This window comes from Nocardioides sp. (assembly GCF_041393715.1).
Lineage (GTDB): Bacteria > Actinomycetota > Actinomycetes > Propionibacteriales > Nocardioidaceae > Nocardioides.
The window spans coordinates 123,806-149,997 of the sequence record NZ_JAWKJQ010000005.1 but is presented as its reverse complement, the minus strand read 5'-3'; the positions used below and the strand labels follow the sequence as shown (position 1 = coordinate 149,997).

The window sequence follows — 26,192 nt, the reverse complement described above, 5'->3', positions numbered from 1 at the left end:
TCGCACGCCCAGTTCGTCGTGCCAAGTGCACCGGCACCTACTCAGCATGGTGAAGCAACCCTGCACCCCGGCTCGGCGTGCCCGTCGTCGTACACAGGCGAGTCGATCGTGCGCCTGTCCACCGGGCGGCGAGTACGCCGGTGCGGCCGTGACGTGCACCGTGACGCCCAGGGTGGGCGCATCCTCCAGGACCGCGACTCCTGACGTTCTTCACCCGCGTCCGACGCGCGGGCGATCGGACTCCACGAGCGGGCCATCGACCGAGCCGTCCGCTCGGGCGAGTGGCACCGGATCCGCCGCGGCTACTACACCGGCACCGAGGCCTGGCTCGCACTCGACGAGCTGCAACGACACCGTCTCCGCGCCCGCGCGGTGATCCACTCGCTCGGCAGCCGCGTCGCCTTGAGCCATGTCTCGGCTGCGCTCGAGCACGGCATCGCGACCTGGCGGGTCCCCCTCGACCGCGTCCACGTGACGCGGCTCGACGATGGCGGCCGATCGAGAACGACGTCGTTCACCACGTCCGAGGCTGGCGGACGTCGTCCAGGTCAGGGACTCTTCTTGCCAACGGGCTCACGGCCGCCCGCTGTGCGCTCGAGGCCGGGACGCTGGTCACCCCCGAGCGCGCACTGGTGATGCTCGACTCCGCGCTCGCCACGGGCGCTGACCAGGAGCAAGTGCTCTGGATGGCCCAGTTCCGCAGCTCATGCGCCAGTGGCCCGCGCACCCAGCACCTGCACCTTCCGGTCCGGATGGCAGATCGGGGCGGTCAGAGCCCGGGCGAGTCCGGGTCGCTGGCTGTTCCGCTGGGCGGGCATTCGGTGCTCCCGTGACGCAGTACGAGGTTCGCGGTCCGGACGGTGTGCTCATCGGCTACAGCGACTGGGGCTGGCCGAGCTCGGGCGCTGGGCGAGTTCGACGGGCGGTGGAAGTACGGCCGCCTGCTCCGCCCCGGACAGGACCCGGGCGAGGTCGTCTTCGCCGAGAAGCGGCGAGAAGACCGCATGCGTGAGGCAACCGGCTTCTCGGAATGATCCGACTCACGTGGTCCGACCTCGACCGTCCCCGTGAGACCGCCGCCGACCGCCTGCGTCGCTACCTTCGCCGCCGGGCCGCCTGAGTCCGGCTGCTGCTCACGTCCCGGCTGGTTTGGGTTGGAGGTTCACCATGCTGAGTCGGCGAAGCGTCGCTTGGCATGCCCAGTTCGTCGTGCCAAGTGCACCTACACCCTTCAGCATGGTGAAGCAACCAACCCGCACCACCCCGTAGGCTGCGCCAGATGAGCCCCGACGTTCCCACGCTGACCGACGGCGACGTGACGCTCCGGGGATGGCGCGAGGACGACTACGAGGCCGCGGCGGCCGGTCACGACCAGGAGATCGGCTACTGGAACCACCAGGAGGGCCCGCCGACGGCCGCCGACTATCGCGCCCTGGTCGAGGAGTGGCGACGAGCCAGGCGCGCGGGTGTCGCCGTCGCCCCGTTCGTGATCGAGCACGAGGGGCGACCGGCCGGCTCCGTGGAGCTCACGCCGGGCACCGAGAGCGGAGTCGGCCGCGTCTCCTGGGCGCTGTGGGCGGGCGAGCGGGGGCGCGGCCTGGCGGCCCGCGCGACCCGGCTGGTCACCGACTGGGCGCTCACCCCTCACGACGACGGCGGCGCCGGGCTGCGCCGTCGAGGCCGTCATCGACGCGCGCAACCTGCCCTCCCTGCGGGTGGCGAGCCGGGCCGGCCTGCGCCGCGAGGGAGTACGCCGCGTCGAGAGCGGGATGGGTGACCGCCCCGACGCCACGGAGTACGTCGTCCTGGCCAGGCTCGCGGCCGACCCGCCGATCAGCGACCCGGAGGGTTCCGGGCGTTGCTGAACTCGATCCTGCCCCGCAAGCGTGGCATCAGCCAGCTGCTGGTCTGCGACCCCGACGATCGGGTCCTGCTGTGCCAGCTCACCTACAAGCGCGACTGGGACCTGCCGGGTGGCGTGATCGAGGTGGGCGAGTCGCCACGCGACGGGCTCGCCCGCGAGGTCGTCGAGGAGCTCGGGCTCGACCTCGAGCCGGGCCCGCTGCTGCTGACCGACTGGCTGCCTCCGTGGGGCGGCTGGGACGACGCGATCTGCCTGGTCTTCGACGGCGGCACCCTGGACCCGGTCTGCTCGACCTGATCGTCAAGGACCCGCGGGAGATCAAGGACGTCGCCTTCTGCAGCCGCGAGCAGGTCGCCGACCGGGCCGCCGACTTCACCGCGCGGCGGATCTCGGCGGCCCTGGAGGCCCGACGTCGCGGCGGCGGCGCGGCGTACTCCGAGTCGGGTCGCGGCTGACCCGCCGCACGGGCCGACGTCGGCGACCGACAGGGGCCACCCGAGAGCGTGGTCCGCCTCACCCCGCCGGGCGTGCCCTCGGCACCGAGGCCGCGGGGTGCTTAGATCGGAACGTGACCACTTACGTGTACGACTTCGCGGACGGCAACAAGGACCAGAAGGATCTCTTGGGTGGCAAGGGCGCCAACCTCGCCGAGATGACCAATCTCGGCCTCCCCGTGCCCCCGGGGTTCACGATCACGACCGAGGCCTGTCAGGCCTACCTCCGGGAGGGCAGCGAGCCCGCCGAGCTCGCCGACCAGGTCACCGAGCACCTGGCCACGCTCGAGCAGGCGATGGGTCGCACGCTGGGCGACCCGAAGGACCCGCTGCTGGTCTCGGTCCGGTCCGGTGCGAAGTTCTCGATGCCCGGCATGATGGAGACCGTCCTCAACATCGGGCTGACCCACGAGTCGATCCGCGGCCTGGCCACCCAGAGTGACAACGAGCGGTTCGCCGCCGACTCCTACCGCCGCCTGCTCCAGATGTTCGGCTCGACCGTGCTCGGCGTCGACTCCGAGCTGTTCTCCGAGGCGCTCGACGAGGCCAAGTCCGCCAAGGGCACGACCGCCGACCTCGACCTCGACGTGGCCGACCTGCAGGCGGTCGCCGAACGCTACGAGGCGATCATCCAGCAGGAGACCGGCCGGCCGTTCCCGCAGGACCCGCGCGAGCAGCTCGATCTGGCCGTCCGCGCCGTCTTCGACTCCTGGAACACCGAGCGTGCGGTGCTCTACCGCCGCTCCGAGCGGATCCCGGAGGACCTCGGCACCGCCGTCAACGTCCAGGCCATGGTCTTCGGCAACCGCGGCATGACCTCGGGCTCCGGCGTGGGCTTCACCCGCGACCCCGCCTCCGGCCACCAGGGGGTCTACGGCGACTACCTCGCCAACGCCCAGGGTGAGGACGTCGTGGCGGGCATCCGCAACACCGTCTCCCTCGACGACATGGCCGAGCTCGACCCGACGTCCCACGACGAGCTGATGCAGATCATGGACAAGCTCGAGAAGCACTACCGCGACATGTGCGACATCGAGTTCACCGTCGAGCAGGGCAAGCTCTGGATGCTGCAGACGCGCGTCGGCAAGCGCACTCCCGAGGCGGCGTTCCGGATCGCCGTCCACATGGCCGACGAGGGTCTGATCTCGATGGACGAGGCGCTGCAGCGGGTCACCGGACAGCAGCTGGCCCAGCTGATGTTCCCGCGCTTCGACGACAGCGCGCAGCGCAACCTCATCGCCACCGGCATGAACGCCTCCCCGGGAGCCGCCGTCGGCAAGGTCGTCTTCGACTGGGCCACCGCCGTCGACTGGGCCGAGCGGGGCGAGGACGTCATCCTCGTGCGCAAGGAGACCAGCCCCGAGGACCTCCACGGGATGATGGTCGCCAAGGGCATCCTCACCAGCCGCGGCGGCAAGACCTCGCACGCCGCGGTGGTGGCCCGCGGCATGGGCCGGACCTGCGTCTGCGGCGCCGAGGCGCTCGACGTCGACACCCGGCACGGCCGGTTCTCGGTGCGCGGCGGCCCGACGATCCACGAGGGCGACCTGATCTCCATCGACGGCACCACCGGGGAGATCTTCGGTGGCGCGGTGCCCGTGGCCGACTCCCACGTGGTGCGCTACTTCGAGGGCCAGGACGTCGACGACCCGCTGGTCGACGCCGTACGCCGGCTGATGGAGCACGCCGACGCCACCAGGCGGCTCGAGGTGCGCACCAACGCCGACACTCCCGAGGACGCCGCCCGGGCCCGCCGGTTCGGAGCCCGCGGCATCGGCCTGTGTCGCACCGAGCACATGTTCCTCGGCGACCGGCGCGTCCTCGTCGAGCACCTGATCGTGGCCGAGAACGACGAGGAGCGCGAGACCGCACTGGGCGAACTCCTGCCGCTCCAGCGTCAGGACTTCACCGAGATCCTCGAGGCGATGGACGGCCTGCCCGTCACCATCCGGCTGATCGACCCGCCGCTGCACGAGTTCCTCCCCGACTTCACCGAGCTGTCGGTGTCGATGGCGGTCGCCGATGTCCGGGGCCACCGCAAGAAGCACCAGCGCAAGCTCCTCGACGCCGTCCGCCGCCTCCACGAGCAGAACCCGATGCTCGGCCTGCGCGGCGTCCGGCTCGGCATCGTGATCCCGGGGCTGTTCACCATGCAGGCCCGAGCGGTGCTCGAGGCCGCCGCCGCCCGCATCAAGGCCGGAGGTGACCCGCGACCCGAGATCATGATCCCGCTGGTCGCCTCGGTCAGGGAGCTCCAGCTGGTGCGCGCCCAGATCCTCGAGGTCGCCCACGACATCCAAGAGACCGAGGGCGTGGAGCTGCCGGTGCACATCGGCACCATGATCGAGCTGCCGCGAGCGGCGCTCACCGCCGACCAGATCGCGCCCGCGGCGGAGTTCTTCTCCTTCGGCACCAACGACCTCACCCAGATGACCTGGGGGTTCTCGCGCGACGACGTCGAGGCGGCGTTCTTCTCGCAGTACCTCGATGCGGGGGTCTTCCAGGTCTCGCCGTTCGAGTCGATCGACCGCGAGGGGGTGGGGGCCCTGGTGCGGCACGCCGCGAAGGCCGGCCGCGAGGCCCGACCCGAGATCCACCTGGGTGTCTGCGGTGAGCACGGTGGTGACCCGGACTCGATCCACTTCTTCGACGAGGTCGGGCTCGACTACGTGTCGTGCTCGCCGTTCCGGGTCCCGGTGGCCCGGCTCGAAGCAGGCAGGTCGGCGCTCGACAAGGCCTGAGTCGGACCCCGGTGGCGCCGGGGCCGGCCTGCACCCGGGCCCGGCTCGCCAGCAGCACCCCGGCGAGCAGCACCAGCCCGCCGAGGAGCTCGGTCGGGTCCGGCCGCTCGCCCTGGAGCAGCCACGCCGAGCTCATCCCGAAGACGGGCACCAAGAGGATCCACGGCACCACCACCGCGGACGGGTACTTCGCCAGCATCGAGTTGAAGATCCCGTAGCCGACGAACGACGCCAGCACCGCGGTGTACGCCGTCGACAGCGCCGCCCGCGGTCCGAAGGCCGCGAACCCGTCGGCGACCGCGCCCGGCCCGTCGACCACCAGCGCCAGCGCGAGCAGCGGCACCGGCACGACCACCGCCGACCAGACGGTGAGCGACAGCCCGCCGCGCACGCCGGCGGCCCGGGCCACCACGTTGCCGATCGCCCACGACAGCGCCGCGAGCACACAGGTCGCCAAGGCTGCCCAGCCCAGCCCGGTGGCCCCTCGGGTCCAGCCGATCACCACCAGCCCGAGGCTGCCGACCAGGACCCCGGCGAGCTGCCAGGGCAGCGGCCGCTCCCCCAGCGCGAGCGCCGCCACCACCACCGTGAAGACGACCTGGGCCTGGAGCACGAGCGAGGCGAGCCCGGGCGGCATCCCGAGGTCGAGCGAGACGTAGAGCAGGCCGAACTGGCCCAGCGACATGAACGCGCCCACCGCGACGACGTAGCGGAACGGCACGGCGGGACGGGGCAGCCAGAGCGCCGGCAGCATCACCAGCGAGACGCGCACGGCCGCGAACACCAGGGGCGGCACGCCGACCATCCCCCAGTCGATCACGACGAAGTTGAGCCCCCAGATCAACGTGACCAGCACGAGGCCGGCCCGGTCACGAGAGGTCACACGACGAGCATGCCCGGTCCACAGATGAAGCACCAGCGAATGATCGTTGACACTTCTCGGTAGCATCGCTTCATGATCGACCTGGCCACCCTGCGCTCGCTGCGGTCCGTCGCCACCACCGGCTCGGTCTCCGCCGCCGCCCTCGAGCTCGGTTTCACCCCGAGCGCGGTCTCCCAGCAGGTCAAGCGCCTGGAGCGCGACACCGGCGTGCGCCTGCTCGAGCGGGTCGGCCGCGGCGTCGCGCTGACCCCCGCGGGTCGGGAGCTGGCGGCGCGCAGCGGCCGCCTGCTGGTGGAGCTCGAGACGCTCGAGTCCGAGCTGCAGTCCCGGTCCGAGGCGGTGTCCGGCACCTTGCGGGTGGTGGCCTTCTCGACCGCCATGCGCGGCCTGGTCGCCGACGCCGCGGCCCGGGTGACCTCGCAGCACCCCCGGCTACGGCTCGAGCTCGACGAGGGCGAGCCCTGGGCCGCGGTCAGCCAGGTGGCCGGCGGGGGCTATGACCTCGGCGTGGTGCACAGCTGGGGTGATGTCCCGATCGACGTCCCGGAGGCGCTCGTGCGCCACGACCTCGGCACCGACGTGGCCGACGTCCTGGTGCCGTCGGGCCATCGGCTGGCCACCGCTCCGGTCCTGCGGCCCGCCGACCTGCTGACCGAGAGCTGGGTCGCGACCCCCGAGGGGACCATCTGCCGGCAGTGGCTCGAGCGGATGTACGACGGCACCGGGGCCGCCCCGCGGATCGGGCACCGCTGTGCGGAGTTCGACTCCCAGATCGCGCTGGTCGCCCGGGGGCTCGGCATCGCCCTGGTGCCGCGGCTGGGCCGCAGCCCGCTCCCCGCCTCGGTGATCGCCGTCCCGGCGACCGAGCCGGTGCCGAGCCGGCAGATCGTCGCGGTCCATCGGCGGAGCATGCACGCGGCGCCGGCGGTGCAGGCGGTGCTGGCGGCCCTGACGGCGCCGCCCGCCCGGAGCTCAGAAGAGCGCTGAGGCGAGGTTCTGCCGGCCGCGCAGCACCCGGGGGTCCTCGTTGCCGACGGCGGCGAACAGGTCGAGGAGGTGCTGGCGAGCACGGTCACGGTCATCGCCCGCGCTCCGCGCCACCAGGCCGACCAGCCGGGCGAAGGCGTCCTCGACGTGACCGCCGAGCATGTCGAGGTCGGCCACCAGGGTCTGGGCGGCGACGTCGTCGGGAGCCGCGGCCGCGGCGGCGCGCGCGCTGTCGAGGTCGACGCCCTGGGTCCGCTTCAGGATCGAGGCCATCGCGAGCCCGGCCGACGCCTCGGTGTCGGCCGGGTTGGCGTCGACGAGCTTCTGGAACTCCGCGATCGCGGTGTCCACCTCGCCGGCCTCCAGCGCGTCGTAGGCCGGGGCGTAGCGGGGGTCGACCTGGTCCGCTCCCTCGTCGTCGGCGGTGGCGGTGGCCCGCGGCGTGTGTCGACCGGTGATCCCCTGCGCGGTCAGCTGCTGGAGCACCTGGGTGAGCGCCGCGCGGAGCTCCTCCAGGGGCACCGCCGACTGCAGCAGCGGCATCGGCCGCCCCTCCAGGACCACCACGACCAGCGGCACGCTCGGGATCTGCATCGCCTGGGCGATCTGCGGGGTCGCGTCGATGTCGACCAGCCCGGCGAGGAAGCGCCCCTCGAACTCGCCGGCCAGCGTCTCGAGGTCGTCGGCGAGCTGCCCCGACTCCGGCATCCGGCTGCGCGAGAAGAAGACCAGCAGCACCGGCGCCGTCATCGACGACTCCAGGACGGCCTGGAAGTTCTGCTCGTCGATCGGCAGGGAGTACGCCGACCCGGCGGCCCCCGTGGTCGCGCCGGCCGCGGCCGGGGCGCTCCCGAGACCCGTGAGGTCGACCGCTCCGGGGCGGCTGAAGGGCTGCTGCGTCATGGCCGCCATCCTAGGAGAGCGCCCCAGCAGGACGCCGCGGCGGTCGCTTCCTGGGGCGAGCTCATGGGGCCAGGCCCAGCGCCTCCGCCTCCTCCCAGAGCTCCTCGCGGACCTGCGGGTGGGCGCAGTTCTCGATCAGCTGGCGGGCCTGCGTCTTCTGGTCGCTGCCGAACACCTGGGCGGCCCCCTGCTCGGTCACCACCGCGCTCATCTGGAACGACGTGACCGGCTCGTCGACCAGCGGCACGATCGTCGAGCAGTCGGCCTTGGGGTGCCACGAGCGCAGCGCGATCATCGCCTGCCCCCCGTGGCTGTGCAGCGCCCCGACGATGAAGTCCGTCTGGCCGCCGAACCCGGAGAAGATCCGGGTGTTGATCCGCGAGGCGTTGGCCTGGCCGAACAGGTCGACCTGGAGGGCGGTGTTGACCGACACCATGGCCGGGTTGCGCGCGATCAGCGCCGGGTCGTTGGTCACCTCGGTGCGCACCATGTGGATCCGCTCGTTGCGGTCGACCCACTCCATCAGCTCGGGCGACCCGAACAGGAACGACGCCGTGATCGGGACCTGCCGGTCCAGCGCGCCGGCCCGCTCGAGGGCCAGGATGCTGTCGGAGAACATCTCGGTCCAGACCCGCAGCCCGGAGCGGGTGGTGAGCCCGCGCAGGCTCGCATCGGGCACCGCCCCGATGCCCGCCTGCAGCGTCGCGCCGTCGGGCACCCGGGCCGCCACCAGCGCGCCGATCCGGGCGGAGTCGTCGTCGATCGCGGTGACCGGAGCGGTGGGCAGCGGGCCGTCGGCCTCGACGAACAGGTCGATGTCGTCGACGGAGAGCTCGGCGTCGCCGTACGTCCAGGGCATCGAGGCGTTGACCTGCGCGATGACCTTGCCGCCGTGCCGGCGGCAGGACTCCACCGCGGCGGGCAGCACGTTGACCTCCGTCCCGAGCGACACCTTGCCGCCCTCGGGCGGCGTGGTGTGCAGCAGCACCAGGTCGGGCACCTGCGGTCCCTGGAACAGCAGCGGCACCAGCGACAGCCGGCACGGCACGTAGGACATCTGGGGGGAACGGCGCTGTGCGGGGCCGACGAACGACGTCTCCAGGGTCACCCCCTCGCGTTGCGGGAGCCCGGCCTGCCCGTTGAGCACCCACAACCGGTACGCCGGCAGCGCGGCGTCCAGCATCCCGAGGGTGTGCCACGGCGTCACGTGGTTGCCGGTCGCGACCACCCGCGGGTTCTCGGGAAGATCGGCCAGCAGCGTCGACAGGTTCACGCACCCATTGCACCAGTCCCGCGGGGCCCATGTCAGCCGGGGTCCCCGGGTGGCCGAGGGTTGGCCGCTTCCCCTACGTTGAAACCCGGGTGTCGACTCGGCACCATGGACGACGAGGGCGACGAAGAGGAGAGCCGTGGGCCTAGCCAGCTACGACTTCTCGGGTCGTCGGGCTCTCGTCACGGGGGGCACTCGCGGACTCGGCCTGCAGGTGGCCGCCTCGCTGGCCGAGGCGGGCGCCGAGGTGACGGTGACCGGCACCGCCTCGCTGGTCTCCTTCTACGATCCGATCGTGGCCCGGTTCGGCTACCACCAGGTCGACCTGACCGACGGTGACGAGATCGCCGCGCTCGCCGAGCTGCTCGGCCCGGTCGACATCCTCGTCAACGCCGCCGCCCCGCGGATCAGCACCGCCGCCGACGACAGCGAGCGCGAGTTCCTGGGCCAGGCCGCTCGCCTCACGCTGATCGGGCCGCTCCAGCTGGCCACCCGGCTCCGGCACCGGATGGCGAGCAGCGAGATGCGTGGAGGCGGGAGCATCGTCAACCTGCCGGCCACCCGCGGCTGGTTCGCCCTGGCCGCGGGCGGGCCCGGGCCCGACGCCGAGCTCGAGCGGACCACGCACCGCCTCGGCAGCACCTGGGGCCGGCTCGGCGTCCGCGTCAACAGCATCACCGCGCCGGTCGCCGTGCCCGCTCCCCGCAGTGGCGCCGGCTGGTCAGCGCGCCCGGGTGCCGACGGCGCGACGGGCCAGCTGCTCACCCGCACGACCGGCCTGACCATCGTGCAGGAGCAGGTCCTCGACCTCACCCTGTTCCTGGCCAGCAGCGGTGCCGCCGGACTCAGCGGGCAGACGCTGCCGGTGGGTGGCACCCTCGGCTGAGGCTCCGGCCGCCGGCACCTCAGCGGTTGACGCGGGGGCCACCCCTGATGCCGGAGCGCTGCAGCATCCGCTGGATCTCCAGGTCGCGGACGTCGGGGCGCGCGACGAAGCGGATCTCCCGGAGCCCCTGTTCCTGGGCCGCCGACTCGAAGACGAAGTGGCCGTAGCCCAGCAGCCGACCGGTCAGTGGCTTCTCGACGGTGATGTCGAGGATCCGGATCAGCGGCACCGTGGCCATCTGCCGGTTGAGCACACCGTGGATCCGGAACACCCGCATGTTGGTGACGACGAAGCGGTCGACCTTCAGCTGGAGCGAGCGCCACACGGCGTGCGCCAGCACGGCCAGGCAGAGCACCAACGGCACCCAGGCGAGGTCGAGGTCGACGAACGGGATCGTCGCCAGCAGCACCAGGGCGACGGCCGCCTCCACCAGCGGGCGGGTGTAGGCCGCCCAGTGCTTGGTGATCACGTCGACGACGTCCTCACCCTCGTCGCGCAGCAGATGCCTGCCGATGTCGGGCTCGAGTCTGGCGAGCAGGCTCATCGCACGGCCCCGGTCAGGTGAGAGCCGCGATGAAGTCGATGACGGCCGAGAAGAGCTGGGTCGCGAGGTCCCAGACCTGCCCGACCCCGGCGCGGGCGGCCTGGGCGAGCCCGTTGGGGTCGGTGAACATCCAGAACCCCAGGAACACCACGACCACGATGAGGAACAGCTTCTTCGCGTTCATCGTGGTCGCTCCCGGCATGGCGATGCGGACATGTCGGCTCTTTCCTAGCAGCAACGCCGCCCCGAGTGCGTGAGGCGCGCGGTCAGCCACTCTCGGGGGCGGTGGGGCCGGTGAGCAGCCTGTCGGCGGCGGCGTAGGGGTCCAGCACGCCCTGCGCCACCTCGGCCGCCAGCAGCTCCAGGTGGTCGTGGCCGACGCCGCCCCAGCGGGTGCGCAGGCCCGCCACCGCGATCGCCTCGACCTCCGCCGACGCCCGGCGGGTACGACGCCGGGCCAGCTCTCCGCTGCCGGTCAGCCAGGCGTGGTGCGACTCGACCGCGTCGAGGAGGTCGGCGACGCCCTCGCCCCGGGAGGCCACGGTGGCCAGCACCGGGGTGGTCCAGCCAGGATCGGGACGATCGGCGAGGGACAGCATGCCGCGCAGCTCGCGACGCAGCCGGTCGGCGCCGTCACGGTCGGCCTTGTTGACGACGTAGACGTCGCCGATCTCCAGGATGCCCGCCTTGGCGGCCTGGATGCCGTCCCCCATGCCGGGGGCCATCAGCACCACCGTGGTGTCCGCCAGCGCCGCCACCTCGACCTCGCTCTGGCCGACACCGACGGTCTCGACGAGGACCACGTCGAAGCCGGCGGCATCGAGGACCCGCAGCGCCTGGGGGGTGCTCCACGCGAGACCTCCGAGATGGCCGCGCGAGGCCATCGAGCGGATGAACACGCCGGGGTCGACGGCGTGCTCGCCCATCCGCACCCGGTCACCCAGCAGCGCGCCGCCGGAGAACGGCGAGGACGGGTCGACCGCCAGCACGCCCACCCGCCGCCCGGCGCGGCGCAGCGCCGCGACCAGGGCGGAGGTCGTGGTCGACTTGCCCACGCCGGGTGGTCCGGTCACCCCCACGACGTGGGCGCGGCCGGTGTCCGGGGCGAGCGCCGCCATCACCTCGCGCAGCGCGGGCGTCTCGTCCTCGACCCAGGAGATCAGCCGGGCCACGGCGCGGGCGTCACCCGCACGGGCCCGTGCGACGAGCTCCCCGACCGGCGCGGAGCGGGCCACCGGCCGGCGGGTCTCAGGAGGCGGGGACGCGGACGATGAGGGCGTCGCCCTGGCCGCCGCCGCCGCACAGGGCCGCCGCGCCGACGCCACCGCCGCGGCGCTGGAGCTCCAGGGCGAGGTGCAGCACGATCCGCGCGCCGGACATGCCGACCGGGTGGCCGAGCGCGATGGCGCCGCCGTTGACGTTGACGCGGTCCTCGTCGATGCCGAGCTGCCGCGCCGACTCGATGCCGACGGCGGCGAAGGCCTCGTTGAGCTCGAACAGGTCGATGTCGGAGACCGCGATGCCCTCCTTGGCGGCAGCCTTCTCGATGGCCCGCGCCGGCTGCAGCTGCAGGGTGGAGTCGGGACCGGCGACCTGGCCCGAGGCGCCGATCTCGGCCAGCCAGGTGAGCCCGAGCTCCTCGGCCTTGGCCTTGCTCATCACCACGACGGCGCAGGCACCGTCGGAGATCTGGGAGGCCGACCCTGCGGTGATGGTGCCGTCCTTGCCGACCGGCCGGAGGCCGGCCAGGCTCTCGGTCGTGGTGTCGCCGCGCACCCCTTCGTCCTGGGAGACGACGACGTCGCCGCGGCGGCTGGAGATGGTGACCGGCACCACCTCGTCGTCGAACAGGCCGTTCTTCCACGCCTCGGCGGCCCGCTGGTGGGATCGGGCCGAGAAGGCGTCCTGCTCCTCACGGGTCAGCTTCGCGCCCGCCGCGTTGCACGCGTCGGTGAGCCCGATCATCGCCTGGTCGGTGAACTGGTCGTAGAGCGCGTCGTAGGCCATCGAGTCGACCAGCGCGGTGTCGCCGTACTTGAAGCCCTCACGGGACTTCGGCAGCAGGTGCGGGGCCTGGGTCATCGACTCCATGCCGCCGGCCACGACGATCTCGTGCTCGCCGGCGCGGATCAGCTGGTCGGCCATCGCGATCGCGTTGATGCCGGACAGGCAGACCTTGTTGATGGTGATGGACGGGACCGTCATCGGGATGCCGGCCTTGACGGCGGCCTGACGAGCGGTGATCTGGCCGGCACCGGCCTGGATCACCTGGCCCATGATGACGTACTCCACCTGGTCGGGGGCGACCCCGGCCTTCCCCAGCGCCCCTTCGATGGCCACGCCGCCCAGGTCCGCGGCCGACAGGTCCTTCAGCCCGCCGAGCAGGCGGCCGATCGGGGTGCGGGCACCGGCGACGATCACGGATCCGGACATGCTGACCTCCAGGGCGAGTGACAGAAGGGCCGAGGGAGCGGGCCTCAGGCCGCCTCGGCCGACACCGGCGACCCTACCCACCGGGTCCGCACGGGGCGAGGGGCACGGACCCGCCGATGATGAGGAACAGGTCACATGCACTCGCGCGCCGGGAGGGCGGCGTACGAACATGTCCGCCATGACCGGCGCCCCCTCCGCCCCCGAGCCCGGCGGGACTCTCCCCGCGCACCTGTTCACCGCGATCGACCACGTCGGCATCGCCGTGCCCGACCTCGACGCCGCCATCGCGTTCTACCGCGACGCCTACGGCATGCGGGTGGTGCACGAGGAGACCAACGAGGAGCAAGGGGTGCGTGAGGCGATGGTCGCCGTCGGGGACACCGACTCGTGTCTGCAGCTGCTCGCGCCGCTCACGCCGGAGTCCACCATCGCGAAGTTCCTCGACCGCTCGGGACCCGGCATCCAACAGCTGGCCTTCCGGGTCGCCGACGTGGCGGCGGTGTCCGACGAGCTGCGTGCCCGCGGCCTGCGGCTGCTGTACGACGCCCCGCGACGCGGGACCTCCGGCTCGCGGGTGAACTTCATCCACCCCAAGGACGCCGGCGGCGTCCTGGTCGAGCTGGTCGAGCCCGCCGCCTCCGCCCAATGACGCCCCCAGCGAGACCCACCGACACCAGGAGACCCCGTGCAGCAGATCCTCGACGCCATCCTCGCCGGAGACACCCCGACCGCCGACTTCGCCGCCCTGGAGGTGCCTGAGTCCTACCGCGGCGTGACCGTCCACAAGGACGAGGCCGACATGTTCGAGGGGGTGCCGAGCAGCGAGAAGGACCCGCGCCGGTCGCTGCATGTCGACGAGGTGCCGGTGCCCGAGCTCGGCCCCGGTGAGGCGCTGGTGGCCGTGATGGCCAGCGCGATCAACTACAACACCGTGTGGACCTCGATCTTCGAGCCGGTGTCGACCTTCGGCTTCCTGGAGCGCTACGGCCGGCTCTCGCCGTTGGCCAAGCGTCACGACCTGCCCTACCACGTCGTCGGGTCCGACCTGGCCGGCGTGGTGCTCGCCACCGGCCCCGGTGTCCACCTCTGGAAGGCCGGCGACGAGGTCGTGGCCCACTGCCTCTCGGTGGAGCTGGAGTCGCCCGACGGCCACAACGACACGATGCTCGACCCCGAGCAGCGGATCTGGGGCTTCGAGACCAACTTCGGCGGGCTGGCCGAGATCGCGCTGGTGAAGTCGAACCAGCTGATGCCCAAGCCCGGCCACCTGACCTGGGAGGAGGCCGCCTCGCCCGGGCTGGTCAACTCCACGGCCTACCGCCAGCTGGTCTCGCGCAACGGCGCCGGCATGAAGCAGGGCGACAACGTCCTGATCTGGGGCGCCTCGGGCGGCCTCGGCGGCTTCGCCACGCAGTACGCCCTCAACGGCGGCGCCGTCCCCGTCTGTGTCGTGTCCAGCGAGGAGAAGGCCGACATCTGCCGCTCCATGGGCGCAGAGCTGATCATCAACCGGTCCGAGGAGGGCTACCGCTTCTGGAAGGACGAGCAGACCCAGGACCCCAAGGAGTGGCGCCGGTTCGGTGCCCGGATCCGTGAGCTGACCGGCGGCGAGGACGTCGACATCGTCTTCGAGCACCCGGGGCGCGAGACCTTCGGCGCCTCGGTCTACGCCGCCCGCAAGGGCGGCACCATCGTCACCTGCGCCTCGACCAGCGGCTACCTGCACCAGTACGACAACCGCTACCTCTGGATGAACCTGAAGAGCATCATCGGCTCCCACTTCGCGAACTACCGCGAGTCCTGGGAGGCCAACCGGCTGGTCTCGAAGGGGATGATCCACCCGACCCTGTCGCAGACCTACCCGCTCGAGGAGGTCGGCCAGGCGGCCCTCGACGTGCACCGGAACGCCCACCAGGGCAAGGTCGGCGTGCTGTGCCTGGCTCCGGAGGAGGGGCTCGGCGTGCGCGACCACGAGATGCGCGACCGGCACCTGGAGGAGATCAACCGGTTCCGCGGGGTGTGAACCTTCTCGGGCTCCGAGATTCCGGTTTGCACCCCCGACCCGGGGTGTCCTGTGGTCGGATGATCCGACAGACTGGGAGGCGGTCTTTACGATCGACCCCACAACCCCCCACGGAAGAGGATCACCACCGATGAGCGAGCAGGGCCTGTCCATCTTCGACGACGGCGATGGGGACGCCGGCACCAAGACCGCAGCAGCGCCAGGTGCGCCGTCGGCATCCGCGGGGGGGCTGCCGCTGGTGCGTCGCGGTGGCTACGACACCGCGGCGGTGGATGCCCGGCTGCGCCAGCTGGCCAGCGAGCGGGCCGGCGTCGACGCCCGGCTCGCCGACTCCGAGAAGAGCGTCGCGTCGCTGCGCAAGGAGCTGGAGCAGCTCCGCCAGGAGCTGACCGAGAACCAGACCCCGTCCTATGCCGGCCTCGGCGGCCGGGCCTCGGCGATGCTCCGGCTCGCCGAGGAGGAGGCGGCCGACGTCCGCGACGCCGCCGCCAAGGCGGCCGCCGAGGTCAAGGAGCAGGCCGAGCGCGACGCCCGCGCCCTGCGCTCCGACGCCAAGCGCGACATCGAGGCCGACCGGGCCGCGATGACCAAGGAGGTCGAGGACTCCCGCGCCCGGCTGATCTCGGAGGCCGAGCAGGAGCGCGAGCTGGCCAAGGCGGAGTCCGACGACCTGCGCGCCACGGCGCAGCGCGAGGCCGACCAGCTCAAGCTGGCCGCCGAGCAGGAGGCCAGTGAGCTGCGCACCAACGTGCAGCGCGAGGCCGACCAGATGCGCGCGGCCGCCGACCGCGAGGTGCAGGAGGCCCGGCGCACCCTCGCGGTGGAGAAGGAGCGGCTGGCCAAGGAGGCCACCGACCACCACGCGCAGGCCACCGCCGAGACCAAGCGCCTGGTCGACGAGGCCGAGCAGCGCGCCGCGGCCGCCGAGCAGCGCGCCCGCGAGACCACCCACCAGGCCACCCAGCACCGCCAGTCCGCCCAGCAGGAGTCCGAGACCCTGCTCACCCGCGCCCGTCGCGAGGCCGAGCAGATCGTGGCGGCGGCCCAGGACCAGGCCGAGTCGATCAAGTCCTCCGCCACCGTCGACGCCGACAAGGCGCTGGCGGCCGCCAAGGCCGAGCTTGCCAAGGTCAGCCGGCGTCGCGACGCGATCGGCGCCCAGCTGGCCTCCCTCAAGGACGTGGTGGCGGGCTTCACCAGCCGCGACGACGAGGATGACAGCGACGAGGCCGACACCGACACGGCCGACGAGGCCGAGCCGACCACCGAGGCCGACGACAGCGACGAGTGACTCGGGGCCTGGGGCGCCCGGTCACCGACCGGGCGTCTCACCCAGCTTCACCACGACGACGCCGGCCACCACCAGCACGCCGCCCAGCAGCTGCACCGGGTGCGGGAGCTCCCCCACCAGCAGCCAGGCCCAGACCACCGCGGCCAGCACCTCGCTGAGCGCCACGAACGACGCCAGCCGTGACCCCAGTCTCCGCGTCGCGGCGATCCCCGCGGTGTAGGACAGCGCGGCCGTCAGCACGCCCAGGGCGAGCACCACGACCCACCAGGGCACCACGCCGGGGCTGAAGGACACCGCGGCCGTGCCGACGGTGAGCGGCAGCAGCCCGACCAGCCCCGCGACGGCCAGCGCCGCGGCGCCGACCACCAGACCGCCACCGGCGAGCGCGATCGGCGGCAGCGAACCGGTCCGCTGCGCGCCGAGCACGAAGTACGACGACACGGCCAGCATCGCCAGCAGCGCCCAGCCGAGGCCGACCAGGCTGACCGAGGCGCCGCCGGTCAGGTCCAGCACCAGCACCAGCCCGAGCAGTGCGAGCCCTCCGCCGGTGACCGTCAGCCGTCCGGGCCGGTGGTCGTAGCGGAGCCAGAGCCATCCGACGATCGCGACGGGCGCGGTGTACTCCACGAGGAGTGCGACGCCCACCTGCAGCTCGGTGACGGCGAGGAAGAAGGCCAGCTGGCAGCCGGCGACGGAGACCAGCCCGAAGAGCGCCAGGAAGGCCAGGTTGTCGCGCAGCAGGTGCCAGCGACCCCGCAGCGCCCGCAGGCTGGCCGGCAGCAACGCGAGGGCACCGACGCAGACCCGCGCGGTGACCGCCGCACCGGGGCTCCACCCCGCGTCCATCAGGCCGCGCCCCAGGGCCCCGGAGAGGCCGAACGTCGCGGCCGCCACCAGGGCCAGCAGCATCCCGGCGGAGAGGTCCGCACCGGCCGCCGGAGCCGGGACCCTGGCCGCCTCGTCATGACTCAAAGCCGTCATGACTGATGACAGTAGGCGGCCAGTGTAAGGTGTCAACATGCGCTTCGCTCATGACACCGCGACCGCACTGGCGTCGGCGGCGGAGCTGGCCAACTCCGCCCTGGAGCCCGACACCCTGACCACCGTCGAGCAGCTCGACGAGTTCTACTCCCGGCACGCCTACAGCGGGTCACGCAGCCACGACGCCGCGGAGCTGGCCGCCGTCCGGGCACTGCGTCCTGCGCTGCGCGCCCTGCTGCTGGCCGATCGCGACGAGATGGCGAGGCTGGTCAACCAGACCTTCGCCGAGAGCCGAGCGCTCCCCCGCCTGGTGCGCCACGACGGCTGGGACTGGCACCTGCACCTGGTCGACCCCGAGCGGCCGCTGGCGACCCGGATCGCCGTCGAGACCGCGATGGCCGTGGTCGACCTGCTCCGCGCCGAGGAGCTCTCCCGGATCTCCACCTGCGCCAACGACGACTGCGTCGGGGTGGTGGTCGACATGTCCCGCAACCGGTCACGGCGCTTCTGCTCCACCGCGTGCGGCAACCGCACCGCCGTGGCGGCCTACCGTGCCCGGAGGGCCGCGGCCGCCTCCGAGCCGTCGGCGCCCGCCTGAGCACCTAGCAGTAGCGGTGGATGCCCTGCGGGGTCAGGTCGAGGTCGCGCAGCACGATCGGCAGCTTGGCGCCCCACTTCTTGCAGGCGTAGCGGAAGTCCTTCTTGCGGTACTCCACCACGATCACGTGGTTGCCGTAGTGGGAGCGGTAGCGCCCGCACTCCTTCCAGCGTCCGCACTCCTCGGCGATCGCGAAGTCGTAGCCGACCGTCGTACCGTCCCAGCCGGCGCGGTTCTTCTGGGCCGCGGCCAGACCCGCCTCATGGGCCGCGGACACCAGCAGCCGCGCGTAGTTCTTGGCGTGTCGGGCCTTCAGCAGCCCGCCGCTGCGGGTGAAGGAGTCCAGGTTGTCGAACTCCACCCCCTCGTAGCCGTCGTCCGCGCAGCCGGCCACCCAGCGACCCATGATCCGCGCCAGCTTCTTGCGCTTGGCGGGGGTGCGGATGTCGAGCAGCCACTCACCCCAGGCCGAGTCGACGACCGCCTTGCCGTCCTTCTTCAGCACCAGGCCCCAGTGCTTGTTCCGCCAGAAGCTCCGCTCGTTCGGCTGGGTCTGGAACCCGTTGACGTAGCACACCGAGTAGGCCCGCTTCGACGGCTTGGCCGTCCGGTCGCGCACCACGATCCCCACGTGCTTCGGCAACGCCTTGTTGCCGCCGAGCTGGTAGTCGACGTCGGTCTTGGGCGAGGGCAGCGTGACATCGGCCGCCGCCGGAGCTGCTCCGACGGCGAGGGTCGCAGCGAGAGTCAGAGAGAGGACGAGACCGCGCATGGGCCCACCCTGCCCGAGTGGCCGCCCCGCTCCAAGGTCACAGCGACGGGCGGTCATGGAAGGACGGCGAATGGACCGATCAGGCGGTGGTGTAGTCGCGGAAGCCGCGCTTGGTCTTGCGACCCAGGTAGCCGGCCGTGACCAGGTGCTCCAGCAGCGGAGCGGGCGCGAAGCCCGGCTCGCGGAACTCGAGGTAGAGCTCGCGCTGGATCGCCAGCGAGACGTCGTTGCCGACCACGTCGAGCAGCTCGAAGGGCCCCATGGGGAGGGCGCAGCCAAGCTTCATCGCGGTGTCGATCTCGTCGGCGGAGGCATAGTGCGCCTCGAGCATCCTCACCGCGTCGTTGAGGTAGGGGAACAGCAGGGCGTTGACGATGAACCCGGCCCGGTCACCGCACGACACCGCGACCTTGCCGACCTGCCCACACAGCGCGCGCACCGTCTCCGCCACGTCGTCGGCGGTCGAGACGGTCGAGACGACCTCGACCAGCTTCATGATCGGCGCCGGGTTGAAGAAGTGCATGCCGACGACGTCCTGCGGGCGCGAGGTGACCTTCGCCAGCGCGATGATCGGCAACGAGGAGGTGGTGGTCGCCAGGATGGTCCCGGGCTTGCAGATCTCGTCGAGGTTCTCGAACAGCGTCGTCTTGACCTGCAGGTCCTCGGCGATCGCCTCCACGACGAGGTCGACCTCGGCCAGGTCGTCGAGCGAGCTGGTGCCCCGCAGCCGGCCGAGCACCTCGGCCTTGGCCGACTCCTCCAGCTTGCCGCGCTGGATCGCCTTGTCCAGGGAACGCTCGATGGTGGCCCGCACCCCGTCGACCTTGGCCTGCGAGCGGCCGGCGTAGACGACGTCGTAGCCGGCCTTGGCGAACACCTCGACGATCCCCGAGGCCATCGTGCCGGTGCCGACGACGCCGACCACCGAGATGTCGCGGCGCAGCTGCGGGGCGTCGTCGGCCGACGGCGTGAGGTGGTCGTCGACCACCTGCGAGCTGTCGGGCTCGGCGTAGGTGTAGAAGCCGCGACCGGACTTCCGGCCGAGCAGCCCGGCGGTGACCATCTGCTTGAGGATCGGCGCGGGCGCGTGCAGCCGGTCGCGCCCCTGCTTGTACATCGTGTCGAGGATCTCGTACGCCGTGTCGAGGCCGATCAGGTCGAGCAGCGCCAGCGGACCCATCGGATAGCCGCAGCCGAACCGCATCGCCGCGTCGATGTCCTCGCGGGTGGCGTAGTGACCCTCGTACATGGACACCGCGTGGTTGAGGTAGCCGAACAGCAGGGTGTTGGCGATGAATCCGGCCTTGTCGCCGCAGACCACCGGGGCCTTGCCGAGCCGCGCCAGCACCGCCTGCACGTCGGCGAGCACCTGCGGCTCGGTGACCACGGTGCGCACCACCTCGACGAGGTTCTGCACCGGCGCCGGGTTGAAGAAGTGCACCCCGATCACCCGGCCCGGCTTGGCGTTGGCGGTGGAGATCTCGGTGACCGAGAGCGAGGAGGTGTTGGTGGCCAGCAGGGTGTCGTCGCGCACGATGTCGTCGAGCCGCCGGAAGATCTCCTTCTTGACCTCGAGGGACTCCACGACCGCCTCGACCACGAGGTCCGCGACCTTGAGGTCCTCCATGGTGGTCGTGAAGGTGATCCGCCCGAGGAGCTCGGCCTGCTCCTCCTCGCTCATCTTGCCGCGGGCCACCGCCCGGCCGGTCGAGTGCTCGAGGTGGCCGCGGCCGCGCTCGACCCCGGCGTCGTCGACCTCCACCCCGATCACGTCGAAGCCGCTGCGCGCGAACACCTCGGCGATGCCGGCGCCCATGGTGCCGAGGCCGATCACCCCGATCGTGCTGACCTCGCGGCTGGCGGTGACTTCGGGCTCGGGGGTGCTGGTCATGGCGGGATCATGTCACGCAGCGGGGCTCCGGTGCCGTGAGGTAGGCAACAGCCGGAGCACCGCCTCATCCCTCCGCCGGGCCGGTGTCGGCGAGGTCGACCAGCAGCAGCCCGGCCAGCGTGAACGCGTCCTCGATCTCACCGGCGGCCACCCGGCCTCGCAGCTCCTCCAGACCCACCCACGCGGTCTCGGAGACCTCGCGGAGGTCGGTCGGCTCGCCGACGCCCTCGACGTCCGCGAGGAAGACCGCGACCCGGGTGCTCTGCACGCCCGAGTCGGGCGTCACGTGACCCAGCAGCGTCCACCGGGACGCGGTCGCGCCGAGCTCCTCTCGAAGCTCCGCCTCCGCGGACGCCCGCGGGTCCGGCCCCTGCGCGAACCCCCGCGGGAACCCCCACTGGTGCTCGCCGACGGGGTAGCGGAACGTGCGCACCAGTCCGTACGCCGGAGCGCGGGGCGGGTCGAGGCGGCGCGGCACCACCACGACGCCGAGCCCCTCGCCGCGCGGGCTGACCTTGATGTAGGTGCCGGGGTGGCCGTCCGGGAAGACCACCTCGTCGTCGTGCACGACGATGAACCGGTTCTGGTAGGCGACCCGCTCGCGGACCCGCTGGATCTTCGTCATCCCCGGTAGTCTGCACCACCGTGAGACTCGTCGTGGCGCGCTGCCAGGTGGACTACGCCGGCCGGCTGACCGCGCACCTGCCGATGGCCACCCGGGTGCTGATGCTCAAGGCCGACGGCTCGGTCCTGGTGCACTCCGACGGAGGCTCCTACAAGCCGCTCAACTGGATGTCGCCGCCCTGCTCGGTGCGCGAGGCGACCACCGACGAGGGCCAGGTCGAGTGGGTGGTGACGTCGAAGGGCGACGACACGCTCCGCATTCTCATCGAGGAGATCCACCACGACTCCGAGCACGACCTCGGCATCGACCCCGGACTGCAGAAGGACGGAGTCGAGAAGCACCTCCAGGAGCTGCTGGCCGAGCACCCGGCGTCACTCGCCGACGGGCTGACCCTGGTCCGACGCGAGTTCCCGACCGCGATCGGACCGGTCGACCTGATGTGCCGCGACGCCGAGGGGCTCTCCGTGGCCGTGGAGGTCAAGCGCCGCGGGGAGATCGACGGGGTCGAGCAGCTCACCCGCTACCTCGAGCTGCTCAACCGCGACCCCGCACTGACCCGCAAGGGTGCCGTCCGCGGCATCTTCGCCGCCCAGGAGATCAAACCTCAGGCCCGGGTGCTGGCCACCGACCGGGGCATCGCCTGCGCCGTCGTCGACTACGACGCGCTGCGGGGCATGGACGACTCCGAGCATCGGCTGTTCTGACTCGGCCATGGAGATCTTCCACATCGCCACCGCCGCGGACTGGGAGGCGGCCCGCCGCGCGGGTCGCTACACCACCTCCACCCTGGGTCGGACCCTCGACGAGGAGGGCTTCCTCCACGCGTCCTACCGACAGCAGGTGCCCACCGTCTTCGGGAGGTACTACCGCGACGCCGGCGTCCCGCTGGTGCTGCTGACCATCGACACCGAGCGGCTCGAGGTGCCGTGGCGGGAGGAGGCGGTCGACGACGGCGCGGGCGGCGAGGCTCGCTACCCGCACATCTACGGCCCCCTCGACCCGGCCGCCGTCGTCCGCGCCCAGGAGCTGACCCGCGACGGTGGCACCGGCTCGTTCACGACGCTGTTCTTCCAGGAGATGCTGGTGCGGGTCTTCCTGGCCCTGGGGGCGATGCTGCTGATCGCGCTCGGGGTGACCCTGGGGCGTCGCGCCGACGCCGCCTGGGCCCCGGGGGCCGGGGCCCTCGCCGGGCTGCTCGTCGGCGGGTCGGCCTGGTGGCTGGTGATGCGCCGCCGCTGAAGGGCCTCAGCCGAGCACCTCGGCGGCCAGCGCGGCCACCTCCGCGGCACAGCCCCAGCTCACGGTCACCCCGGAGCCGCCGTGGCCGTAGCAGTGGATCACCGAGCCCTCGCGCTCCAGCCGGATGCCGCTGCGGGCGGGGCGCAGCCCGACCCGGTGGCCGACCACCCGGGCCTCGGCCAGGGCGGGGACCCGGGCGCGGGCCGTGGCGAGGAGGCGCTCGGCGGTCTCCGGGTCGGGCGTCGGGCTCCACTCCCCCGGCTGCTCGGTCCCGCCCACGACGATGTCGCGGCTGCGCGGGATGACGTAGGTCAGGCCGGACCCGTCCAGCCACCACTCCTCGAGGCCCACCTGCTCGAGCAGCACCACCTGGCCGCGCACCGGCACCACCTCACGGTCGCCGGCCAGCAGGCGAGCGCCGAGCCCCGAGCAGTTGACGACCAGGTCGGGGCCGGTCGGAAGGCCGCCGACGGTGAGCCGGGTGAGCGTGCCGCCGTGCGCCTGCACCCGCTCGGCCAGCCAGCGGAGATAGACCGGCATCTCGACCACCGGGGCGGTGAACGTCCAGCCGCCGTGGAAGCCCTCGGGCAGCCGTTCGGCGGGCGCCAGGTCGGGCACCGCGTCGGCCCACCAGGGGCGTGGGCCGGCCTCGCGGAACGCCTCGGTGCCGTGGCGCAGGACCACACCGGTGTCGGGGCGGCCGGCGAGCCGCTCGAAGACGGCGTACGCCGTGGTGCCCCAGGCCAGCACCCGGTCCCGGGGCTCGGCGAGGTAGGGGTACCAGATGGCCGCGGCGACGGCCGAGGTCGTCTCCGGCGGGAGCTCGCGGGCCAGCACGTCGACGCGATGCCCGGCCTCGAGCAGCCGCACCGCACAGGAGAGCCCGACCACCCCCGCGCCGACGACGGTGACCCGGGCCATGGGCGTGGCTCAGGCGCCGGCGATCCGGGGAGCCGTCGGGTCGGCGCCGTCGCGCGCCTGCTCGCGGGCGACGTACTCCTCGATGTCCTCGAGGTCGTCGGTGTTGCGGGTGACCACCGCGAGCAGGTCGCTCATCGTGGCGATCTCCTCGACCTGCTCCTTGATGAACCACTGCATGAACTGCTCGGAGGCGAAGTCCATCTCCTCACGGGCGATCCGCAGCAGCCCGTTGATCTGGTCGGTGACCCGCTTCTCCTGCTCCAGCGCCAGGGCGACCGGGGCGATGACGTCCTCGAAGTCACCGTCCGGAGCCTCGATCTCGGGGATCGTCACGTCGGCATCGCTGTCGAGGAGGTACTGGACCATCATCATCGCGTGGTCGCGCTCCTCGAGCGCCTGCGTGTAGAAGAAGGCCGCCATCTGCGGCATCGTCAGGGCGTCGTAGTGGATCGCACAGGCGAGGTACTGGTTGTGGGCCGCCAGCTCGTTGCCGATCTGCACGTTGAGCTGGTCGACGAAACGGGACGCGGGCACCTGGCCTCCTGCCGGGTCTGCTCGCCGGTCAGGCGGCGAGGTTCTTGGTCTTGACGAGCTTGCGCTTCTTGACCGTATACCCCGGAGGGAGGGTGCCTTCCTTCAGCATCCGGAGTGGGCAGCGGCGGCAGCGCGGACGGTCGTTGCAGCACTTCGACTTCGGCTTGCGCTCCTTGCCCACGCCGAGGAGCCTAGCATCGTCGACTTAGGTGTGCCTAACCTTCTTTGAGGAGCCAGTGCGGTCGAGACCGTGGGCCGCGCGGATCACGTCGACGATGCCGTCCATGATCTCGGTCAGCCCGAAGTCCTTCGGGGTGTAGACGGCGGCCACACCGCGCTCGGTCAGCGCCGTCGCGTCGGACTCGGGGATGATCCCGCCGACGACGACGGGTACGTCGTCGAGGCCGGCCGCGCGGAGTCCGTCGAGCACCGCGGGCACCAGCTCCATGTGGGAGCCGGACAGGATCGACAGGCCGACGCAGTGCACGTCCTCGGCCACCGCCGCGGCGACGATCTGCTCGGGGGTCAGCCGGATCCCCTGGTAGATCACCTCGAAGCCGGCGTCGCGGGCCCGTACGGCGACCTGCTCGGCGCCGTTGGAGTGGCCGTCGAGGCCGGGCTTGCCGACCAGCAGCCGCAGCCGACCGCCCAGCTCCTCGCCGGTGGTCCGCACCCGCTCGCGGACCCGGGTGAGCTCGGCACCGGCCTGGGCGACGCCGAGGGCGCCGGTGACGCCGGTGGGTGCGCGGTACTCGCCGAACACCTCCCGCAGGGTCGCGGCCCACTCCCCCGTCGTCGCGCCCGCCCGGGCGGCGGCGAGGGTGGCCGGCATCAGGTTGGCGTCGGTCTTGGCGTCGGCGGCCAGCCGGTCCAGCGCCTCGAGGACCGCCTCCGGGTCGCGCTCGGTGCGCCAGGCCCGCAACGAGCTGATCGCGGCCCGCTCGGCCTCCGGGTCGGGTGTCTGGATCGCCGCGTCGAGGTCGGCGGTGAGCGGAGACGGCTCGGTGGTGGTGAACGCGTTGACGCCGACGATCTGCTCCTCGCCCGACTCGATCCGCGCCCGGCGCGCGGCGTGGGAGGAGACGAGCGCCTGCTTCATGTAGCCGGCCTCCACCGCCGCGATCGCGCCGCCCATCGCCTGGATGCGGTCCATCTCCTCGCGCGCCCCGCTGACGAGCTCGGCGACCTTGGCCTCGATCACGGGAGAGCCGTCGAACAGGTCGTCGTACTCCAGCAGGTCGGACTCGAACGCGAGCACCTGCTGGAGCCGCAGCGACCACTGCTGGTCCCACGGCCGGGGCAGCCCGAGCGCCTCGTTCCAGGCCGGCAGCTGGACGGCGCGGGCGCGGGCCTTCTTGGAGAGCGTGACGCCGAGCATCTCCAGCACGATCCGCTGGACGTTGTTCTCCGGCTGCGCCTCGGTGAGTCCGAGCGAGTTGACCTGGACGCCGTAGCGGAACCGCCGCATCGCCGGGTCGGTGACGCCGTATCGGGTGCGGGTGATCTCGTCCCACAGCTCGACGAAGGCGCGCATCTTGCACATCTCCTCGACGAACCGCACGCCCGCGTTGACGAAGAAGGAGATCCGGCCGACGACCTTCTCGAAGTCGGCCTCGTCGACCTGGCCGGACTCGCGCACCCGGTCGAGCACCGCGATCGCCGTCGACAGCGCGAACGCGAGCTCCTGCACCGGCGTGGCGCCGGCCTCCTGCAGGTGATAGCTGCAGATGTTGACGGGGTTCCAGGTCGGGATCGCGTGGACGGTGTAGGCGATCAGGTCGGCGGTCAGGCGCAGGGAGTGCTCGGGCGGGAAGACATAGGTGCCCCGGGAGAGGTACTCCTTGATGATGTCGTTCTGGGTGGTCCCGGCCAGCTGTGCGGCCACCTCGGTCGGGTCGAGCTCGGGATGCTGCTCCTCGGCGGCGACCTGGTAGAGGGCGAGCAGCCACATCGCCGTGGCGTTGATGGTCATCGAGGTGTTCATCGCGGTCAGCGGGATGTCCTCGAAGAGCCGGCGCATCTCACCGAGGTGGGGCACCGGGACGCCGACCTTGCCGACCTCGCCGTGGGCGAGGGCGTCGTCGGGGTCGTAGCCGGTCTGGGTGGGCAGGTCGAAGGCCACCGAGAGACCCGTCTGCCCCTTGGCGAGGTTGGTGCGGTAGAGCTCGTTGGAGGCCGCGGCGGTGGAGTGGCCGGCGTACGTCCGCATCACCCAGGGGCGGTCCTTCTGGGGACGTTCCGTCTCGCTCATGCGCTCACGGTAGGCGGCGGGCAGCCGGTCTGGTAAGGCGTGCGGCGTGTGGGAAGTCCAA

General features: G+C 72.2%; 26 protein-coding genes and 2 pseudogenes. 13 read left to right on the top strand and 15 right to left on the bottom strand.

What is annotated here, in order from left to right:
* Window positions 1-231 precede the first annotated feature (231 nt).
* The 5 genes and pseudogenes from R2740_RS09660 to ppdK form a co-directional block, all read left to right on the top strand.
* Window positions 232-636 (top strand): annotated as a pseudogene (locus R2740_RS09660) (hypothetical protein); the annotation flags it as partial.
* A gap of 643 nt (window positions 637-1,279) precedes the next feature.
* A complete protein-coding gene (locus R2740_RS09655) occupies window positions 1,280-1,777 on the top strand; it encodes a GNAT family N-acetyltransferase (RefSeq protein ID WP_371302472.1) in 498 nt (165 codons plus the stop codon).
* Window positions 1,778-1,858: 81 nt separating this feature from the next.
* Window positions 1,859-2,161 carry an NUDIX domain-containing protein gene (locus tag R2740_RS09650; RefSeq protein WP_371302471.1) on the top strand — a complete coding sequence of 101 codons (303 nt, stop codon included), beginning with the start codon at window positions 1,859-1,861 and terminating at the stop codon, window positions 2,159-2,161.
* A complete protein-coding gene (locus R2740_RS09645) occupies window positions 2,089-2,319 on the top strand; it encodes a hypothetical protein (protein WP_371302645.1) in 231 nt (76 codons plus the stop codon). The genes R2740_RS09650 and R2740_RS09645 overlap by 73 nt, the downstream gene beginning before the upstream one ends.
* Before the next feature lie 113 nt (window positions 2,320-2,432).
* Window positions 2,433-5,099, top strand: coding sequence for a pyruvate, phosphate dikinase (ppdK, locus tag R2740_RS09640; protein ID WP_371302470.1), 2,667 nt, complete (start codon window positions 2,433-2,435; stop codon window positions 5,097-5,099).
* A gap of 103 nt (window positions 5,100-5,202) precedes the next feature.
* Here the strand turns inward: ppdK and R2740_RS09635 are convergent.
* Window positions 5,203-5,904, bottom strand: a pseudogene (locus R2740_RS09635) (EamA family transporter); the annotation flags it as partial.
* 150 nt (window positions 5,905-6,054) lie between these two features.
* Here R2740_RS09635 and R2740_RS09630 point away from each other — a divergent pair.
* Window positions 6,055-6,969 (top strand): LysR family transcriptional regulator, encoded by a 915-nt coding sequence (locus R2740_RS09630; protein WP_371302469.1) that lies wholly within the window; start codon window positions 6,055-6,057, stop codon window positions 6,967-6,969.
* Here R2740_RS09630 and R2740_RS09625 read toward each other — a convergent pair.
* The gene (locus R2740_RS09625; protein WP_371302468.1) at window positions 6,955-7,872 is read right to left on the bottom strand and encodes a co-chaperone YbbN; all 918 of its coding nucleotides are present in this window, start codon (window positions 7,870-7,872) and stop codon (window positions 6,955-6,957) included. The two genes, R2740_RS09630 and R2740_RS09625, sit on opposite strands and share 15 nt — an antisense overlap.
* A 61-nt stretch (window positions 7,873-7,933) precedes the next feature.
* Window positions 7,934-9,100, bottom strand: a complete 1,167-nt coding sequence (locus R2740_RS09620) for an acetyl-CoA hydrolase/transferase family protein (protein ID WP_371302640.1) — start codon at window positions 9,098-9,100, stop codon at window positions 7,934-7,936.
* Between the two features lie 181 nt (window positions 9,101-9,281).
* Here R2740_RS09620 and R2740_RS09615 point away from each other — a divergent pair, with 181 nt between their 5' ends.
* On the top strand, window positions 9,282-10,028 hold the full coding sequence (locus tag R2740_RS09615; RefSeq protein ID WP_371302467.1) for an SDR family NAD(P)-dependent oxidoreductase: 747 nt from the start codon (window positions 9,282-9,284) through the stop codon (window positions 10,026-10,028).
* 19 nt (window positions 10,029-10,047) lie between these two features.
* Here R2740_RS09615 and R2740_RS09610 read toward each other — a convergent pair whose 3' ends face one another.
* From R2740_RS09610 to R2740_RS09595, 4 genes are all read right to left on the bottom strand, one after another.
* The gene (locus tag R2740_RS09610) at window positions 10,048-10,572 is read right to left on the bottom strand and encodes a PH domain-containing protein (protein WP_371302466.1); all 525 of its coding nucleotides are present in this window, start codon (window positions 10,570-10,572) and stop codon (window positions 10,048-10,050) included.
* Between the two features lie 13 nt (window positions 10,573-10,585).
* Window positions 10,586-10,756, bottom strand: coding sequence for a hypothetical protein (locus R2740_RS09605; RefSeq protein WP_371302465.1), 171 nt, complete (start codon window positions 10,754-10,756; stop codon window positions 10,586-10,588).
* An 82-nt stretch (window positions 10,757-10,838) separates the two neighbouring features.
* Window positions 10,839-11,807, bottom strand: coding sequence for a methylmalonyl Co-A mutase-associated GTPase MeaB (gene meaB, locus R2740_RS09600; RefSeq protein ID WP_371302464.1), 969 nt, complete (start codon window positions 11,805-11,807; stop codon window positions 10,839-10,841).
* Window positions 11,808-11,820: 13 nt separating this feature from the next.
* Window positions 11,821-13,005 (bottom strand): acetyl-CoA C-acetyltransferase, encoded by a 1,185-nt coding sequence (locus R2740_RS09595; protein WP_371302463.1) that lies wholly within the window; start codon window positions 13,003-13,005, stop codon window positions 11,821-11,823.
* 178 nt (window positions 13,006-13,183) lie between these two features.
* On the opposite strand from R2740_RS09595, the gene mce reads away from it, so the two are divergent.
* The 3 genes from mce (at window position 13,184) to R2740_RS09580 (ending at window position 16,319) form a co-directional block, all read left to right on the top strand.
* Window positions 13,184-13,654: a methylmalonyl-CoA epimerase gene (gene mce / locus R2740_RS09590; RefSeq protein WP_371302462.1), complete on the top strand. Its 471-nt coding sequence runs from the start codon at window positions 13,184-13,186 to the stop codon at window positions 13,652-13,654.
* Window positions 13,655-13,690: 36 nt separating this feature from the next.
* Window positions 13,691-15,028: a crotonyl-CoA carboxylase/reductase gene (gene ccrA, locus R2740_RS09585; protein ID WP_371302461.1), complete on the top strand. Its 1,338-nt coding sequence runs from the start codon at window positions 13,691-13,693 to the stop codon at window positions 15,026-15,028.
* Window positions 15,029-15,158: 130 nt separating this feature from the next.
* Complete coding sequence (locus R2740_RS09580) at window positions 15,159-16,319, top strand: hypothetical protein (RefSeq protein WP_371302460.1); 1,161 nt, start codon at window positions 15,159-15,161, stop codon at window positions 16,317-16,319.
* Between the two features lie 21 nt (window positions 16,320-16,340).
* Here the strand turns inward: R2740_RS09580 and R2740_RS09575 are convergent, their stop codons facing one another.
* Window positions 16,341-17,300, bottom strand: coding sequence for an EamA family transporter (locus R2740_RS09575; RefSeq protein WP_371302459.1), 960 nt, complete (start codon window positions 17,298-17,300; stop codon window positions 16,341-16,343).
* Between the two features lie 37 nt (window positions 17,301-17,337).
* On the opposite strand from R2740_RS09575, the gene R2740_RS09570 reads away from it, so the two are divergent.
* The gene (locus R2740_RS09570; RefSeq protein ID WP_371302458.1) at window positions 17,338-17,898 is read left to right on the top strand and encodes a CGNR zinc finger domain-containing protein; all 561 of its coding nucleotides are present in this window, start codon (window positions 17,338-17,340) and stop codon (window positions 17,896-17,898) included.
* A 4-nt stretch (window positions 17,899-17,902) separates the two neighbouring features.
* Here the strand turns inward: R2740_RS09570 and R2740_RS09565 are convergent, their stop codons facing one another.
* From R2740_RS09565 to R2740_RS09555, 3 genes are all read right to left on the bottom strand, one after another.
* The gene (locus R2740_RS09565) at window positions 17,903-18,670 is read right to left on the bottom strand and encodes an endo alpha-1,4 polygalactosaminidase (RefSeq protein ID WP_371302457.1); all 768 of its coding nucleotides are present in this window, start codon (window positions 18,668-18,670) and stop codon (window positions 17,903-17,905) included.
* Window positions 18,671-18,749: 79 nt separating this feature from the next.
* The gene (locus tag R2740_RS09560; protein ID WP_371302456.1) at window positions 18,750-20,561 is read right to left on the bottom strand and encodes a 3-hydroxyacyl-CoA dehydrogenase family protein; all 1,812 of its coding nucleotides are present in this window, start codon (window positions 20,559-20,561) and stop codon (window positions 18,750-18,752) included.
* A 64-nt stretch (window positions 20,562-20,625) separates the two neighbouring features.
* On the bottom strand, window positions 20,626-21,186 hold the full coding sequence (locus R2740_RS09555; RefSeq protein ID WP_371302455.1) for an NUDIX hydrolase: 561 nt from the start codon (window positions 21,184-21,186) through the stop codon (window positions 20,626-20,628).
* 20 nt (window positions 21,187-21,206) lie between these two features.
* Here R2740_RS09555 and nucS point away from each other — a divergent pair, with 20 nt between their 5' ends.
* Both nucS and R2740_RS09545 read left to right on the top strand, forming a co-directional pair.
* Window positions 21,207-21,890 (top strand): endonuclease NucS, encoded by a 684-nt coding sequence (nucS, locus tag R2740_RS09550; protein WP_371302454.1) that lies wholly within the window; start codon window positions 21,207-21,209, stop codon window positions 21,888-21,890.
* A 7-nt stretch (window positions 21,891-21,897) separates the two neighbouring features.
* A complete protein-coding gene (locus R2740_RS09545; protein ID WP_371302453.1) occupies window positions 21,898-22,425 on the top strand; it encodes a DUF952 domain-containing protein in 528 nt (175 codons plus the stop codon).
* A 6-nt stretch (window positions 22,426-22,431) separates the two neighbouring features.
* Here the strand turns inward: R2740_RS09545 and R2740_RS09540 are convergent, their stop codons facing one another.
* From R2740_RS09540 to R2740_RS09525, 4 genes are read right to left on the bottom strand one after another with little or no spacing between them, the layout of a single operon-like run.
* Window positions 22,432-23,346: an FAD-dependent oxidoreductase gene (locus R2740_RS09540; RefSeq protein ID WP_371302452.1), complete on the bottom strand. Its 915-nt coding sequence runs from the start codon at window positions 23,344-23,346 to the stop codon at window positions 22,432-22,434.
* A 9-nt stretch (window positions 23,347-23,355) separates the two neighbouring features.
* A complete protein-coding gene (locus R2740_RS09535) occupies window positions 23,356-23,880 on the bottom strand; it encodes a ferritin (RefSeq protein ID WP_371302451.1) in 525 nt (174 codons plus the stop codon).
* A gap of 28 nt (window positions 23,881-23,908) precedes the next feature.
* Window positions 23,909-24,061 (bottom strand): hypothetical protein, encoded by a 153-nt coding sequence (locus R2740_RS09530; RefSeq protein ID WP_371302450.1) that lies wholly within the window; start codon window positions 24,059-24,061, stop codon window positions 23,909-23,911.
* Window positions 24,062-24,085: 24 nt separating this feature from the next.
* Window positions 24,086-26,131: a protein meaA gene (locus R2740_RS09525; RefSeq protein WP_371302449.1), complete on the bottom strand. Its 2,046-nt coding sequence runs from the start codon at window positions 26,129-26,131 to the stop codon at window positions 24,086-24,088.
* Window positions 26,132-26,192: the final 61 nt, after the last annotated feature.

What these genes read in the sequence shown, in the direction of transcription:
- R2740_RS09605 (WP_371302465.1), bottom strand. Translation starts at nt 10,756, where the DNA reads ATGAACGCGAAGAAGCTGTTCCTCATCGTGGTCGTGGTGTTCCTGGGG.
- R2740_RS09565 (WP_371302457.1), bottom strand. Translation starts at nt 18,670, where the DNA reads ATGCGCGGTCTCGTCCTCTCTCTGACTCTCGCTGCGACCCTCGCCGTC.
- R2740_RS09610 (WP_371302466.1), bottom strand. Translation starts at nt 10,572, where the DNA reads ATGAGCCTGCTCGCCAGACTCGAGCCCGACATCGGCAGGCATCTGCTG.
- R2740_RS09555 (WP_371302455.1), bottom strand. Translation starts at nt 21,186, where the DNA reads ATGACGAAGATCCAGCGGGTCCGCGAGCGGGTCGCCTACCAGAACCGG.
- R2740_RS09525 (WP_371302449.1), bottom strand. Translation starts at nt 26,131, where the DNA reads ATGAGCGAGACGGAACGTCCCCAGAAGGACCGCCCCTGGGTGATGCGG.
- R2740_RS09595 (WP_371302463.1), bottom strand. Translation starts at nt 13,005, where the DNA reads ATGTCCGGATCCGTGATCGTCGCCGGTGCCCGCACCCCGATCGGCCGC.
- R2740_RS09625 (WP_371302468.1), bottom strand. Translation starts at nt 7,872, where the DNA reads ATGACGCAGCAGCCCTTCAGCCGCCCCGGAGCGGTCGACCTCACGGGT.
- R2740_RS09545 (WP_371302453.1), top strand. Translation starts at nt 21,898, where the DNA reads ATGGAGATCTTCCACATCGCCACCGCCGCGGACTGGGAGGCGGCCCGC.
- R2740_RS09540 (WP_371302452.1), bottom strand. Translation starts at nt 23,346, where the DNA reads ATGGCCCGGGTCACCGTCGTCGGCGCGGGGGTGGTCGGGCTCTCCTGT.
- R2740_RS09630 (WP_371302469.1), top strand. Translation starts at nt 6,055, where the DNA reads ATGATCGACCTGGCCACCCTGCGCTCGCTGCGGTCCGTCGCCACCACC.
- R2740_RS09655 (WP_371302472.1), top strand. Translation starts at nt 1,280, where the DNA reads ATGAGCCCCGACGTTCCCACGCTGACCGACGGCGACGTGACGCTCCGG.
- R2740_RS09580 (WP_371302460.1), top strand. Translation starts at nt 15,159, where the DNA reads ATGAGCGAGCAGGGCCTGTCCATCTTCGACGACGGCGATGGGGACGCC.
- R2740_RS09570 (WP_371302458.1), top strand. Translation starts at nt 17,338, where the DNA reads ATGCGCTTCGCTCATGACACCGCGACCGCACTGGCGTCGGCGGCGGAG.
- R2740_RS09560 (WP_371302456.1), bottom strand. Translation starts at nt 20,561, where the DNA reads ATGACCAGCACCCCCGAGCCCGAAGTCACCGCCAGCCGCGAGGTCAGC.
- mce (WP_371302462.1), top strand. Translation starts at nt 13,184, where the DNA reads ATGACCGGCGCCCCCTCCGCCCCCGAGCCCGGCGGGACTCTCCCCGCG.
- R2740_RS09575 (WP_371302459.1), bottom strand. Translation starts at nt 17,300, where the DNA reads ATGACGGCTTTGAGTCATGACGAGGCGGCCAGGGTCCCGGCTCCGGCG.